This is a genomic window from Helicobacter aurati (assembly GCF_003364265.1).
GTDB classification, from domain to species: domain Bacteria; phylum Campylobacterota; class Campylobacteria; order Campylobacterales; family Helicobacteraceae; genus Helicobacter_A; species Helicobacter_A aurati.
Genome location: NZ_NXLW01000012.1, coordinates 1 through 13935, shown reverse-complemented (window position 1 = coordinate 13935; position 13935 = coordinate 1). Strand labels below are relative to the sequence as shown.

Genomic DNA, 13935 nt, shown 5'->3' with positions numbered 1-13935 from the left:
ACACTTTAATTTTCTAAACGTAGTTTAAATCAAAGATATAATTGCATATAATGTAACAATGTTATTTCATAAAGGAGAAATGATGAATAATACTATTGGTTGTGTCCATCAAACTCAAATCTTGGTCCTTGACTTTGGTTCTCAATACACTCAACTTATTGCAAGGAGATTGCGCGAGCTCGGAATCTATACGGAAATTGTTCCTTATTCTGCGAGTATAGATTCTATTAAAGCAAAGAATCCGCGAGGAATTATTTTAAGTGGTGGACCTGCTAGTATTTATGGGAAAGATGCGTATAAACCAGATTCTAGAATATTTGCCCTTAATATTCCAATATTAGGAATTTGTTACGGCATGCAATACATTGCTGATTTTTTTGGTGGGAAAGTAACACAGGCGCGAGCGCAAGAATTTGGTAAAGCCACATTGCAAATACAAATGCCAAATGTAGAGTATGAGCAACGAGCTTCATCGAATCTTGATTTCAGTTATTCGCCAAGCCGTTATAAGCAAGAGCTTCAAGAAAGTGAATTATTGCGCGCGAGTGCTAATCTCTATTTGCGCAAACTTTCTCTTTCTGATTGGAAAGATATAAAGCCGATGTTACAAGATAGTAACCTAATGAGTGCTTGGGGCAGACCATTAGGCGAAGAAGAGACAAGGGCATGGCTTAACAATCAAATACAATCTTATCAAGATTATGGCTTTGGACTTTGGGCTGTTATAGAAAAACAAAGCGGCGAAATGATTGGACAATGTGGAATCACCTTACAACAAGTGGATTCACGTCTCCATGCAACAAACGTTTCTAAACAACAATCTAGCACGTCTAGAGATTCTCAAGAGGAGAGAATCTCTAGCATTTTGGAATCTATCACGCGAGATAATTATTTTTCTAATCCCCACAAAAAACAACAAATCTACGAACTTCTACAAAGTAAAAAAGGCTTTTTCCCTGAATTAAGCTACATTTTCAAGAAAGAACATTGGCATAAGGGTTACGCGACAGAATCTGCCAGACTTTGTATGGAATATGCTTTTGAAATATTGGGCTTACCGCTTCTTATTAGCCTGATTGCAACAGATAAAATTGCGCCACAAAACGTAGCAAAACGTCTGGAAATGCGAATTGTTGGGAAGATACACACGTCGCGTGGTAATGTCGCTATGCCGCATTTTGTCTATATAATGACGGCTAACGATTGGCAGAGTTTAGCCCTTATTCCATCACATGAAAAGAATGAAAAAGCTTCCTTAGAATTTCAGAGATTCCATGCCGTTACATCAAAGTCTGATGACGAAAGGGAATCTAACGCTCCTGTTGGAGTGTTAACGCTCACTGATGAAATAACAGAACAAATCGTAACGATATGGAGAGATTCTGTTAATGCAACACACCACTTTCTGCGACAAGAGCATATTGTAGAGATAGAACGGGATATAAGGGAATTATTACCATCATTGCACATTATCCTCGCTAGCGATTACAGAACGAGTTTAGGATTTATTGGATTGTTGGGGAATAAGATTGAAATGCTTTTTGTGCGACCGAGTGCGTTTAAAAGTGGCATTGGTAAGGCTTTAATGCGGCATGCCCTAGAAACGAGATTGGGAGACTATGAGGAAGTATTGTTAGATTGCAATGAGGAAAATTCCGATGCGATTAAGTTTTATCATTCTATGGGATTTTATCTTTATTCACGTAGCGCGAAAGATAGACAAGGCAGAGATTTCCCGCTTGTGCATTTTCGAGCGAAAGTTCCGAATCTTATGCGTCATTTTGGTTTGGTTTATAATATGCCTATTTTTGACACACAAAGGCTGATTGCGCGCGAAATGAAGCAGAGTGATATATCTAGTCTTAATGCCATGCTCTTTGATTATGAAGTAATGGGTGCGTGGGAATATAATTTTAATGATGCAAGTGTGCAAGAATGGCTAGAAACGCAACAAGAGAGATACAAACGATTTGGCTTTGGACTTTGGGCTGTTATCGAAAAACAAAGCGGCGAAATGATTGGACAAGCTGGACTTAGCCTACAAAAGTATCATGATAAGAAAGTGCTCGGTATGACTTATATCATTAAAAAGAGTCATTGGCATAAAGGCTATGGCGTAGAGATTGCAGAAGGATGCAAGGAATATGCTTTTAAGGTGTTGCGTACAAATGAAGTTTATCTCCTTATTAAAGAAGGTAATGAAGCCTCTTTGTCTGTGGCAAGCAAGTTGCAAGCGACTCTGATTGGTGAAACAATCTGGAGTTATCGCGGACGTGAAATGCAACGACTTGTTTATAGAATCAAGAACACTTTAACCAATGATTTTAGCTTGCAAACGCCACGTACAATTTTGCGTCCATTACAAGAATCTGATTATTTGGCTTTAAAGGCTATGCTACAAGATTCTGAAACAATGCAAGCATGGAAAGGGGCTTTAAGCGATGAAGGAGTACAAGAATGGATAGAGAATGAAAGGACAAATTACCAGAAGTTTGGCATTGGTTGGTGGGTTGTCGTGGAAAAACAAAGCGGCGAAGTTATTGGGCAAGCGGGGCTGTGTTATACGACTTATCTTGAACTTTCTTATATGTTTCACAAAAATTATTGGCATAAAGGTTATGCGTTAGAAGTAGGACAGGCTTGTAAGGATTATGCATTTAAGCATTTACGAGCAAAGGAAATATATTGCATTTGTCGAGAAGACAATCTTGCTTCACAGAATGTTGCTAGACGCATTGGTATGGATAAGACAAGGGAAATTGTTAATGCAGAAGAGAACGTTCGTTATTATGAATTTCGCACGATAAGTAGAATCATGCCTCTTGCTTATAAGCATTTTTATATTTCTCAAGAGAATACACAATCTCGCAATTCTGAAAGTCCATTAAAAATTTCTGCAATTAATCTTACGGATTCTAAGGAGGTATTAGATCTAAGTGCGATATGGTATGAATATTTTACGCAAACACATCATGACCTACCTCAAGAAATGCTAGATTCTAGTCTTACTGTTATGCAAAAAATTCTCGATAATTGCAAACATTGCTTAAGTGTGAATAACAATAGACAACAAAAACGAGACGATCAAGAGAATAGAACACTTGGTTTTTTGGTAAGCGATGTGTTTGGGACGGATATTTTTCAAATCTTTTTAACCTCTCAAAATACAAGTTTTGCAGTAGAGGGCAAAGCACTACTTGATGTTTTTGTAACAATATGTACACAGGAGAAGCTCTATACGGCTTGTTTATCGGAGGAAAGAGAGGCTTGCAATTTCTATGAAACTCTAGGGTTTACGTTAATAAATCGTCATGATATTGCGCGCAACAGCAATCAATTAGCCATTTATAACGAGAATTATTTGTTATACGTTATAGATAAACAGCAGCTTATTTATGCCTTGCAATCAAAACTTCCTTCCACACATAACGATATTTATCTAAATTCTTTAATCGATTCGGCAGATAACCATATCGCGCAGTTAACTAAGCAAGCAAAAGAGCAGAGAATTATTATCGAGACATTTTTTAAAAACATCAAGCAAGATTCTATCGTGTGGATGAGCCACGCTGATAAGGTAGAATCTATCCCGCAGGGCTTTGTGGAGCTTGCAAAATCGGGTAATACGCATTATTGTGCCATTGCGGATTTTTCGCGACAAATCTATGCTTTGCAATTCCACCCCGAAGTCGTGCATAGCGAGTGTGGGGGGCAGATTTTGCAAAATTTTGCCATTGATATTTGCAAAAGCGACACGAGTTGGAATATGCGAAACTTTGCCGAAAATGAGATTATAAAACTACGCGAAAAAGTGCTAGGGAAAACGCGTTGCGCTTGGGCGAGAGATAAAGACGAAGTGGCAAGAAAGCTCTATGAGGATTATCACGATAAAGAATGGGGGGTGCCGCTACACGATGACAAAAAACTCTTTGAACAGCTTGTTTTAGAGGGCTTTCAAGCAGGGCTTAGCTGGATTAGCATTCTCAAAAAACGCGAGGCATTTCGGGCAGCATTTGATGGCTTTGACCCAAAAATTATCGCACACTATGATGAAGCAAAGATTCAAGAGTTGATGAGTAATGAGGGCATTATCCGCAATCGTGCAAAAATTGAATCCGCAATCCATAATGCGAAATTGTTTTTGGAGATTCAAAGCGAGTTTGGGAGTTTTGATAGGTATATTTGGGGCTTTGTAGATAGTAAGCCAATCATCAATCATTTTGCGTCTATGAGTGAGATACCGACAAAAACCCCGCTTTCAGACAAGATTAGCAAAGATTTGCAAAAAAGAGGCTTTAAGTTTGTAGGTAGCACAATGATGTATGCGTTTATGCAAAGTGTGGGAATGGTGAATGACCACCTTAATTCGTGCTTTAGGAGGCATTCAGCTTCGGGCAATCATTCCGCAGATTTTGTGGATTTTGCAGGTTCGCAGACCATTAGTCTAGCCTCACACACAAAATCCATAAAAGACCACGAAAGCACTACCGCGTGCAGTGGCAAAGCCACAAACCCACACTTGCAAAACCTTAGAATACTAGACGAAAAGCAAAACATAAAGAGACAAAATGTGAGTGAGCAAAATCATTTAGAATCTAGCTCGGAAGTATCTTTAGACAATTTTTGTGGTTGTCAAGCTCTAAACAAGGGAGTTAGCTCATCGCTAATGACCGAAGTTGAGAGTGCAGACTCCACAAAAAGCGACAAAGAGACGCCGAGCAAAGTGCTGTGTGCCGTTAGTGGCGGGGTAGATTCTAGCGTTGTCGCCGCCTTGCTCTATCGTGCCATTGGGGAGAATCTTATCCCTGTGTTTGTCGATACAGGGCTTTTACGCAAGGGCGAGAGAGAGGCGGTAGAGAAAATGTTTAGAGAAAACTTAAAAGTCCCGCTCATTACCGCAGATGCAAGCAAGCTATTTCTAAGTCGCCTTAAAGGTGTGCTAGACCCCGAGCTTAAGCGTAAAATCATTGGCGAGACTTTTATTGAAGTCTTTGAAAAAGAGGCAAAAAAGCATAATCAAAAGGGTGAGATAAAATTCCTAGCTCAAGGCACGCTTTATCCTGATGTGATTGAATCTGTTAGCGTAAAAGGACCTAGCAAGACGATTAAAAGCCATCATAATGTCGGGGGTTTGCCCGAGTGGATGAAATTTGAGCTGATTGAGCCATTGCGGGAGCTTTTTAAAGACGAAGTGAGGGCGTTAGGCAGGGAGCTAGGAATGCCAGAGTCGATGCTAATGCGACACCCTTTCCCCGGACCCGGACTTGCCATTCGCATTATGGGAGAGGTGAATAAGAGGGATTTGGATTTGTTGCGTGAGGCGGATTGTATTTTTATAGAGGAGTTGCAAAAACAGGGGTATTATGACAAAGTGTGGCAGGCGTTTTGCGTGTTGCTCAATGTCCGAAGTGTGGGGGTAATGGGCGATAATCGCACCTATGATAACACCATTTGCGTCCGAGCGGTTGAGGCAATCGATGGAATGACGGCGACTTTTGCACATTTGCCCCATAGCTTTTTAGAATCTGTCTCTAACCGCATTATTAATGAGGTTGAGGGTATTAACCGCGTGGTGTATGATATTACTAGCAAACCCCCAGGAACCATTGAGTGGGAGTAGAGAATGAATTATTTTCTTAATCAAAGCATAGAATTAGCCAACCAGAGAGATTATTTAGACCAGCTTTTTAGAGTCTATCCCATGAGTCCCGATAATATCAGGGATATAGACTCTACAAAATGGAATAGTTTTGAAGAAGCATTTAATTGTAATCAGCAAGAAAAAATTATAGAATCTCTGCTTGATTTTGATTTGTTTCCAATTAAAGATTCATATATTGCCTATTTAAGGCGTGACAGAACTGCTATCAAACGCAATCCAGCGACAATAGCGAGAATCTGTGGCAGATTAAGAGAAATGGGGCTCAAGAAAATTTATGAGAATATCTCACAGCCCAAAGAAACCAACCGACAAATCGGACCGCTATTCAAGCGATGGGTGAATAGTGGCATTTTAGGAATCCAACCTGTTAGCCTAGAGGTATTCAAAAATACTAATGGAAATGCTATTTTGAATGCTTCCGATTTGGCTATGCAAAAATTTGCAAGGGAAAATTTAGGCTATACACGCTCAAAGGGCTTGGATTTTATTGCACGATTCAATGGAAAAATAATTATTGGTGAAGCAAAGTTTTTGAGCGATTTTGGAGGACATCAAAATGCTCAACTCGAAGATGCAATGAGTTTGCTCAATGTGACTTTAAATACAGATATTATTAAAATTGCAATCTTAGATGGAGTATGCTATATTCATGGCAGAAACAAAATGTTTGAAATCCTAACGCAAACATATAAGGATTACAACATTCTATCTGCTTTACTTTTAAGAGACTTTCTTTATCAGGTGTAACAATGCTTAATTTATTTAATCATTTTCAATCTCAAAAAGAGTTTTTACAGGTTTCATTTAGCAAAGAATTGCAAGGGAATTTTGCAAAAGAAAACTTGCTTATTTTTGATGACAATCTCAATGCAATGCAGAATCTCTTGCAGAATAAAGCCTTTAATCAGGGGAAAACTTTTAAAAACGCTATCGATTTAGTCTATATTGACCCTCCTTTTGGAACAAATAATATTTTTAGAATGGGTAGCACAATGAGTGCGAGCTTGGATTCAAGAGTTGCCTATCAAGATAAGTTTAATTTAGAATCTTACTTAGAGTTCCTCTACTACCGATTAATTCTAATCAAAGAATTAATGAGCGAGAGAGCGAGTTTCTATATCCATATTGATACAAAAATGGGACATTATGTCAAAATTCTATGTGATGAAATTTTTGGAAGAGAGAATTTCATCAATGATATTACGCGTATCAAATGTAATCCTAAAAACTTCTCTAAAAAAGGATATGGAAATATTAAGGATATGATTCTATTCTATGCAAAAAGTCGTCAATACATTTGGAATGAGATTCATGAGGACATTTCCTTTGATGATTTAGGCAAACGATTCACAAAACAAGACGACAAAGGCTTTTACACAACTATCCCACTTCATGCACCAGGAGTGACACAAAATGGCGAGAGTGGGCAAGCATGGAATGGCTTAAAACCTCCGCAAGGACGACATTGGCGTTGTAGTCTTAAGGATCTTAATAGATTAAATAATGAGGGGCTGATTGAATGGAGCAAAAATGGAGTGCCTAGAAAAAAGGTGTATGCGAAAGATTCTCGAGGTAAAAAAATACAAGATATTTGGGAATTTAAAGACACACAGAATCCCATTTATCCTACGCAAAAAAATAATGTCATGCTAAAACGCATTATCCAAATGTCTTCCCATGTAGATTCTCTTGTCATGGATTGTTTTTGTGGAAGTGGAGGTTTTCTTAAGGAAGCATTTTTGCTAGAACGTAAATTCATAGGAATAGATGAAAGCAAGGAAGCCATAAAAATTAACCAAAAATGGATGGAGGAATATAATCAACAAAATCTCATTCAATGTGAATATGGAGAATTGCAACGAAAAAAAGGAGAAAGTTTGAATAATAAATCAAGAAAAGTTGAAAATGTTATAGCATGGTAGATTTTGCGTATTATGACAAAGTGTGGCAGGCGTTTTGCGTGTTGCTCAATGTCCGAAGTGTGGGGGTAATGGGCGATAATCGCACCTATGATAACACCATTTGCGTTCGAGCGGTTGAGGCAATCGATGGAATGACGGCGACTTTTGCACATTTGCCCCATAGCTTTTTAGAATCTGTCTCTAATCGCATTATTAATGAGGTTGAGGGTATTAACCGCGTGGTGTATGATATTACTAGCAAACCCCCAGGAACCATTGAGTGGGAGTAGAGAATGACGCAAAGTTTAATGAAGGCATATAAATGCTAATAGAAAAAATCAAAAACTCAAAAATATATGATATTCAAGAAATGCAAATGACAATAGCACATGATATACATAATAATTTAAAGAAAAACAATACTATATTCAACTATAAAAATATAATGCTACACAATGATTCTGTGCTCAACAGACAATTGTTGCAATCTCAAAGTCTTGATTTAATTATTACTTCTCCTCCCTATAATGTAGGCATAGAATATAATTCTAATGCGGATTCTAAGGATTATAAAGAATATTTGAAATTTAGTAGGCAATGGATAGAAAACTGCTATTTTTGGGCAAAAGATGGAGCAAGATTTTGCCTTAATATTCCGCTTGATAAAAACAAAGGTGGGCAGCAAAGTATAGGAGCAGACATCACAACTCTTGTCAAAAAAGTAGGCTGGAAATACCACAGTACGATAATATGGAATGAGGGAAACATTTCAAGGCGCACTGCGTGGGGAAGTTGGCTCTCTGCTTCTGCTCCTTATGTGATTGCTCCTGTGGAACTAATCCTCGTGCTTTATAAAGGCGAGTGGAAGAAAAAACATAAAGGGCAAAGCAATATAAGCAAAGAAGAGTTTATGACTTGGACAAATGGGCTATGGACTTTTAATGGAGAATCTAAAAAACGCATTGGACACCCCGCTCCTTTCCCTAGAGAATTACCCAAACGATGTATTAAGCTTTTTTCTTATATGGGCGATGTGGTATGCGATCCTTTTAGTGGAAGCGGCACAACGATGATAGAATCTTATCTCAATAAGCGTCAGTTTGTAGGCATTGAGCTAGATTCTAACTATTGCAAACTTTCAAAAAATCGTTTCTTAGAAATAATTAAAAAAGAGGAAGGATTGTTTGAATGAATAATAAAGCAGGTAGTCAACTTGATTTAATAATGGAATTTTTTAAAGCAAATCCCAAAAGGGATATTTCACACCCCGAAGTTGTGGATTGGGTTGTGAAAGAATGGCAGAGTCGCACAGGAAAAGTTTTTAGGGACCCAGATAGAGGGATTAGGAGCTTGCATCAAAAGGGTTATTTGCAAAAAATTGCAAAAGGAATTTATCGCTATGATCCTGATTTTGTTGTTTTGCGAGAGGATTTAGAGGATTTTATCCCCACACTTAAAAAGCAAATTTTAGAGCGAGATAATTATCAATGTGTTATCTGTGGAATGGGGAAAAAGGAGGGTGTGGAATTGCATATTGACCATATTAAGCCCAAAGATTTAGGTGGTAAAGCTACCTTAGAAAATGGGCAAACGCTTTGTAGTAAGCATAATTTCTTAAAGAAAAATTTAAAACAAACCGAAACAGGAAAGAAAATGTTTTTAAGGATGCTAGAGAGCGCAAAAGATACCAATGAAAAAGAATTGATAGACTTCCTAGAAGATGTGCTAAAGGTTTATGAAAAGCATAATATCAATGGGCATATTGTATGGAAGAAATAGTGAACACTTCATCCTATTACCGCAAAAACTATTGTTTTGGTATTGAAAATGTAGGCGTAATGGGCGATAATCGCACCTATGATAACACCATTTGCGTCCGAGCGGTTGAGGCAATCGATGGAATGACGGCGACTTTTTCGCACTTACCCCATAGCTTTTTAGAATCTGTCTCTAACCGCATTATTAATGAGGTTGAGGGTATTAACCGCGTGGTGTATGATATTACTAGCAAACCCCCAGGAACGATTGAGTGGGAGTAGAGAATGAATTTGTTTTCTAAGATGATTTTAGAGCAGAGAAAAGAAAAAGAATACACATTCAAAGACTTTACCTTCATTGACCTATTTGCTGGAATTGGAGGGATAAGGCTAGGATTTGAAAAACTAGGTGGAATCTGCGTGTTTTCATCAGAATGGGATAAAGAAGCCGCTAAAACCTATTTTGCAAACTTTGGAGAATATCCAAAAGGCGATATTACCAAAATAGATTCTAAAATTATCCCAAATTTTGACATTTTGTTAGCTGGTTTTCCTTGTCAGCCCTTTAGTATTATAGGGAATAAAGAGGGGTTTGAACATGAGACTCAAGGGACATTATTTTTTGAGATTGAACGCATTTTGAAAGATAAGCAACCCAAGGCTTTTATGTTAGAAAATGTGCGTAACTTAACTACCCACAACAATGGACAAACGTTTAAAACGATTATTTCACATTTAGAATTCTTAGGGTATTGTGTTTATAGTAAAGTGTTAAACGCTCTTGATTTTGGGCTTCCACAAAAAAGAGAGAGAATTATTATCTGTGGTTTTAGGGAAAAAGTAGATTTTGTTTTTCCATATTCAATCCATCGCAGAAAAACACTCAAAGAGATTTTAGAATCTAATGTAGAGAAAAAATATTATGTTAAGGATCATATTAAAGAATCTAGACAGAAAAGAATGAAGAAAGAAATTGCAAAACCTTACATTACCCACGAGAATGTAGGTGGTTCTATTACGCCTCATCATTTTTCTTGTGCTCTTAGGGCTGGAGCTTCAGCAAATTATCTTTTGGTTAATAATGAGAGGCGATTAACAGAAAGAGAAATGTTGCGATTGCAAGGATTTCCTGAGGACTATAAAATCGTAGTTTCCTATACGCAAATCAAACAACAAACAGGTAATAGTGTAGCAGTGCCTGTCATAGAAGCAGTCGCTAAACAAATACTCAAAGCATTGAGTGAGTTTGCTCCAACACAATGTAAGGAAAAAGTATGCTAAAAGTAGCAAAACAGGCTTTGGATAAAGTCATTGCAAAATCAAGAATCCACTTCTATAAACCGATTCAAATCGCAGAGATTCTTTACCGTGATAGAATTTTTGGCGATATAGATTTAAACAACCTTGAAACATACAGAACTAAAAGCAAAACGTGGAGAGATGAAGTTTGCATTGCGCTACTTGGCAGAATCTCTACAAGTTCGGCAAAATTCCAAGATGATTTATTCAATGTAATTCCTCCTAAACTCATAGCAGAATTAGGGAAATTTAATAGAGAACACAATGGAACAGTTGAAAGCTATATCTATAATAAATTTATCGGCAAATATACACAGCTTAACAATGCGCTACAATATTGCCTAAATACAAATAAGGCAAGTTTTGAGATTTCGCATTTTATTAATTTGTTTTGGTGTGAGGCTGGATTAAAGCGCAGCTTAGATAAAGTTTATGAGATTATCACGCATTCGCTTTTTGACACATTAGCACAAATTTTAGAATTAAACATTACCCTTTCAATCAATCAAGACAAACTTAATATTTTAAAAGAATTTGAAGATTTTACAAAATCTGTAATGTGCTTGGATTCTAGCAATCTTTTTACTACACAGCAAGCACGTATTTATAGGGTTGGTGTAACAAATGCAGCAGATAGAGGACTTGATATGTATGCAAATTGGGGTGTGGCAATACAAATTAAGCATCTAAGTCTTGATAGTGAATTAGCAGAAAGCATTGTGTCTAATATTCAAAGCGATAGAATTATTATTGTGTGTAAAGAAGCAGAAAAATCTGTTATTCTATCCTTGCTTACACAAATTGGCTGGAAGAGCAGAATCCAAAGCATTATTACAGAATCTGATTTGATTGCTTGGTATGAAAAGGCAATGCGCGGTAAATATGCTAACTTACTTGGTGATAAGCTCCTTGAAACACTTTGTTTAGAAATTACAGAGGAATTTCCCTCCGTCAAAGAATTGCCAGAAATTCTTAAAGAGAGGAATTATGAGAGCATTAAAGATGAATTTTAAAGACAATTATTTTTTGCCCCATAGCTTTTTAGAATCTGTCTCTAACCGCATTATTAATGAGGTTGAGGGTATTAACCGCGTGGTGTATGATATTACTAGCAAACCCCCAGGAACGATTGAGTGGGAGTAGGGAATGACGCAAACATTTTTTATCGATACTCCCACCATAGAATCTATTAAAAGATTGGGACTTGAAAAATCAGATTCTAGTTTTGTTATTCTTTTGGAACTATTTATGCAAGAGAAATTAAGTATTGATATTAAAAGGGAGATAGTCTCTTCTATCGGTCGGCAAAAAAATAATGATAAAATTTATGAGTTTTTATCTAAAGAAGCCTTTAATAATCACTATATGGAAGTTATTTATCAAATGTTTCGTACTTGTCTTTATAAGTCAAAAGAGGAAGCAAGATTTGCAGATTTGAGAGATAGAATCTTAAAACATTATAATAATGAAGTCATGCAAAAAATGCTTGAATATTCTATATTTAGGCAACAAAAAAAGATAGCTCTAAAACCTCAAAGAAAGATTCTAAAACCCTCTTTGCTTGTGGGAGACAATTGCATTACTCTTAATAAAATACAAGAACAACAAATTCAACTCATTTTTACCTCACCGCCATATTATAATGCAAGGCTTTATAGTGATTATAAAAGCTATCAGGAATATTTAGATTCTATGCGAGAAACCTTGAAGCAATGTTATAGGATTTTAGAAGATGGTAGATTTATTCTTATTAATGTTTCACCTGTAATTACTAAAAGAGTTGGTCGTGAGTTCGAGAGTATTCGCTATCCCATACATTTCGATTTTCATAAGATTTTATGTGAAAGTGGATTTTACTTTATAGATGAAATTATTTGGATAAAGCCTGAATACTCTGTACCCAATCGTATAGCAGGTTATTTGCAAACAAAAAAGCCTCTAAGCTATAAGCCAAATTGCATTACAGAGAGCATTATGGTATATCGCAAAAATTCTCCTTTTTTACTAGATAAAAACATTAAGGATTATGATAAAAAGTTAAAGAATGATGACGAAATAGATTCGACAAATTGCTGGTATATTACACCAAAATTTGATAAAAATCACCCAGCAGTTTTTCCGGAAGAACTTTGCCAAAAAGTATTGAAATATTATTCTTTTGAAGGCGATGTCGTATGCGACCCATTTGCTGGAAGTGGAACATTTGGAAAGGTTGCAAATATAATGGGTAGGATTCCGCTTTTATGCGAGCAAAATTTGGATTATGCAGAAAAATTAAGACAAAGAGGCTTTCATGAGATTTGATTCTATTGTTATAAATAAGACTATAGAAAAACTTTTAAAAGGAGAGGATTACAGAGAAGAAGTTATCAATGCAATTAATTTAGAGTTTTTAGATTTTGCTTTAGATTTTTTCAGGCAAATTTTAGAAGTAAAATTAAATGATAGGAGCATCAATTTAGAATGGTATAAACAACATTTCATTAATAATGCAAATATTAAACCAAGTGAAGCAGCAATTTTTGCGGGCATGAATAAAAAAACTATTGCAAATATTTATGGGAGTGCAACAAAAGAAATCGTACTAAATGTGGCGAATACCAATATTGATTATCTAGAATCTTTGCTAGATTCTTTGGATGATAGCAGTGGAAATATCGGGATTAATTTAAAGATTTCTTATAAGGGAATTTCGGTAGAGTTAAACTTAAATGAGAGTTTATTAGTCATTAATGCTTTGGCAACAAAGAAAATCGCTTTAAGGGGTGGGGCTTGGAGTAGTATAGGTAAAAGAGTAGAAAAGCCTTTAATGTTGGCTTTGTGTGAAAAATGTGGAATTAAAAAGGATTTTATTAATAGTGAAGTTTTTAGAAAAAATGGGGAATTAGATTTTGATAGAGAAGTAGATTTTAAGCTTTATAACTTTGATAAAAGCAAAGAATATAGGATTGAAGTCAAACTAATGGGCAGAGGTAATCCAGAATCTGCGGATGCAGTGATCGCAAGAGATACGAATATTTTTATAGCCGATACATTAAGTATTCAAAATAAAAACCAATTGAAGTCTTTAGGGATTGAATATTTAGAGCTTAAGAATAATCCAAGCTCATTGAATGATTTTAAAATGATATTAGAAAAACTGAAAATTCCATGCAACAATATATGATAATGAGAATTTTAATACTAATGAAATTGCAAAAGCAGGGATATTATGACAAAGTGTGGCAGGCGTTTTGCGTGTTGCTCAATGTCCGAAGTGTGGGGGTAATGGGCGATAATCGCACTTATGATAATACTATTTGCATCCGAGCGGTTG

At 36.4% G+C, this 13935-nt stretch carries 9 protein-coding genes and 6 pseudogenes; all 15 read left to right on the top strand.

All coding sequences use genetic code 11. The features are described 5' to 3' along the window. Positions 1–82: 82 nt before the first annotated feature. A pseudogene (locus CQA66_RS09755) lies at positions 83–460 on the top strand (glutamine amidotransferase-related protein); the annotation flags it as partial. Next, a pseudogene (locus tag CQA66_RS06485) lies at positions 440–4366 on the top strand (GNAT family N-acetyltransferase); the annotation flags it as partial. The pseudogenes CQA66_RS09755 and CQA66_RS06485, both read left to right, overlap by 21 nt. Continuing rightward, complete coding sequence (gene guaA, locus CQA66_RS09750) at positions 4346–5620, top strand: glutamine-hydrolyzing GMP synthase (RefSeq protein WP_483401383.1); 1275 nt, start codon at positions 4346–4348, stop codon at positions 5618–5620. The pseudogene CQA66_RS06485 and the gene guaA, both read left to right, overlap by 21 nt. A 3-nt stretch (positions 5621–5623) precedes the next feature. After that, positions 5624–6409 carry a restriction endonuclease gene (locus CQA66_RS06480; RefSeq protein WP_104762383.1) on the top strand — a complete coding sequence of 262 codons (786 nt, stop codon included), beginning with the start codon at positions 5624–5626 and terminating at the stop codon, positions 6407–6409. A 2-nt stretch (positions 6410–6411) separates the two neighbouring features. Beyond that, positions 6412–7584: a site-specific DNA-methyltransferase gene (locus CQA66_RS06475; protein WP_104762384.1), complete on the top strand. Its 1173-nt coding sequence runs from the start codon at positions 6412–6414 to the stop codon at positions 7582–7584. 5 nt (positions 7585–7589) lie between these two features. Then, positions 7590–7853: pseudogene (locus CQA66_RS06470) on the top strand (GMP synthase (glutamine-hydrolyzing)); the annotation flags it as partial. 155 nt (positions 7854–8008) lie between these two features. Next, positions 8009–8755: a DNA-methyltransferase gene (locus tag CQA66_RS06465; RefSeq protein WP_233704118.1), complete on the top strand. Its 747-nt coding sequence runs from the start codon at positions 8009–8011 to the stop codon at positions 8753–8755. Further along, positions 8752–9342 carry an HNH endonuclease gene (locus CQA66_RS06460; protein ID WP_104722663.1) on the top strand — a complete coding sequence of 197 codons (591 nt, stop codon included), beginning with the start codon at positions 8752–8754 and terminating at the stop codon, positions 9340–9342. The genes CQA66_RS06465 and CQA66_RS06460 overlap by 4 nt, the downstream gene beginning before the upstream one ends. Positions 9343–9383: 41 nt before the next feature. After that, positions 9384–9602, top strand: a pseudogene (locus CQA66_RS06455) (GMP synthase (glutamine-hydrolyzing)); the annotation flags it as partial. 3 nt (positions 9603–9605) lie between these two features. Further along, on the top strand, positions 9606–10601 hold the full coding sequence (locus CQA66_RS06450; RefSeq protein ID WP_199770192.1) for a DNA cytosine methyltransferase: 996 nt from the start codon (positions 9606–9608) through the stop codon (positions 10599–10601). Continuing rightward, positions 10595–11632 carry a HaeII family restriction endonuclease gene (locus tag CQA66_RS06445; protein WP_104762385.1) on the top strand — a complete coding sequence of 346 codons (1038 nt, stop codon included), beginning with the start codon at positions 10595–10597 and terminating at the stop codon, positions 11630–11632. Before CQA66_RS06450 ends, CQA66_RS06445 begins: the two co-directional genes overlap by 7 nt. Positions 11633–11642: 10 nt before the next feature. Further along, a pseudogene (locus CQA66_RS06440) lies at positions 11643–11762 on the top strand (GMP synthase (glutamine-hydrolyzing)); the annotation flags it as partial. Between the two features lie 3 nt (positions 11763–11765). Next, a complete protein-coding gene (locus CQA66_RS06435) occupies positions 11766–12923 on the top strand; it encodes a DNA-methyltransferase (protein ID WP_104762386.1) in 1158 nt (385 codons plus the stop codon). Next, positions 12913–13785 (top strand): CfrBI family restriction endonuclease, encoded by an 873-nt coding sequence (locus tag CQA66_RS06430; RefSeq protein WP_104762387.1) that lies wholly within the window; start codon positions 12913–12915, stop codon positions 13783–13785. Before CQA66_RS06435 ends, CQA66_RS06430 begins: the two co-directional genes overlap by 11 nt. A 35-nt stretch (positions 13786–13820) precedes the next feature. After that, positions 13821–13935, top strand: a pseudogene (locus CQA66_RS06425) (GMP synthase (glutamine-hydrolyzing)); the annotation flags it as partial.

Bases quoted from the DNA above. Each gene is read 5' to 3' on its own strand.
- guaA (WP_483401383.1), top strand. From the start codon at position 4,346: ATGGTGAATGACCACCTTAATTCGTGCTTTAGGAGGCATTCAGCTTCG.
- CQA66_RS06480 (WP_104762383.1), top strand. From the start codon at position 5,624: ATGAATTATTTTCTTAATCAAAGCATAGAATTAGCCAACCAGAGAGAT.
- CQA66_RS06475 (WP_104762384.1), top strand. From the start codon at position 6,412: ATGCTTAATTTATTTAATCATTTTCAATCTCAAAAAGAGTTTTTACAG.
- CQA66_RS06465 (WP_233704118.1), top strand. From the start codon at position 8,009: ATGCTACACAATGATTCTGTGCTCAACAGACAATTGTTGCAATCTCAA.
- CQA66_RS06460 (WP_104722663.1), top strand. From the start codon at position 8,752: ATGAATAATAAAGCAGGTAGTCAACTTGATTTAATAATGGAATTTTTT.
- CQA66_RS06450 (WP_199770192.1), top strand. From the start codon at position 9,606: ATGAATTTGTTTTCTAAGATGATTTTAGAGCAGAGAAAAGAAAAAGAA.
- CQA66_RS06445 (WP_104762385.1), top strand. From the start codon at position 10,595: ATGCTAAAAGTAGCAAAACAGGCTTTGGATAAAGTCATTGCAAAATCA.
- CQA66_RS06435 (WP_104762386.1), top strand. From the start codon at position 11,766: ATGACGCAAACATTTTTTATCGATACTCCCACCATAGAATCTATTAAA.
- CQA66_RS06430 (WP_104762387.1), top strand. From the start codon at position 12,913: ATGAGATTTGATTCTATTGTTATAAATAAGACTATAGAAAAACTTTTA.